Consider the following 624-nt stretch of genomic DNA (forward strand, 5'->3'; position numbering starts at 1 on the left):
GTCGCACCGCCACTCCCACAATTGATCCGGTTTACACCATAAAAAAGCAGCGCCTGATGATTCTGTTAGCGAAAGTCTCGCCTTTCGCGAATCAGCGCGTAGGCGTTGTGCAGCTCGCGGGTACGTTCGGTCGCCTCCCGCACCTGGGCTGGACTGGCGCCACTGCCGGCAATTTTGTCTGGGTGGTGCCGGCTGAGCAGGCGCCGGTAGGCACGCTTGATCACCGCGGGCTCCGTCGTCGACGTCACCCCCAGAATCCGCAACGCCTCCTGATAAGCCCCGCCACGATTGGCCAACGGCTTGCGCTCCGGCTCATAGTCAGCCGCCAGCGCCTGGATCTGCTGGATCGTCCAACCCAGCCATTTGCCCCATTGTTCAATCAACTCGCGCTCGGCCGTACTGGCCTTGCCGTCCGCCCAGGCCATGCGCCAACAGGCACGCAGCACACCTTCCGCCGCATGGGGCTGGGCCTTGAGCACGCCCAGATAACTGCGTATCCGGTCCGAGCCGGACTTGCCGCGATTGAACGCGGCAATCGCACGGCGCTGGGCCGGTTCGGCCATGTCCAGCGAGCGCATTTCCTGGCGCGCCTGCTTGATATGCCCGTCCACCACCCGGCCGTTG

The 624-nt window shown here is 64.4% G+C and carries 1 protein-coding gene; it reads right to left on the reverse strand.

Translation table 11 applies throughout. The features are described 5' to 3' along the window. Positions 1–65 precede the first annotated feature (65 nt). Positions 66–624, reverse strand: a 559-nt coding sequence (locus HX846_RS25535; protein ID WP_178966333.1) for a DnaJ domain-containing protein, incomplete at its 5' end; no start/stop codon positions are given.

Source organism: Pseudomonas sp. K5002, from assembly GCF_013386655.1.
Taxonomy (GTDB): domain Bacteria; phylum Pseudomonadota; class Gammaproteobacteria; order Pseudomonadales; family Pseudomonadaceae; genus Aquipseudomonas.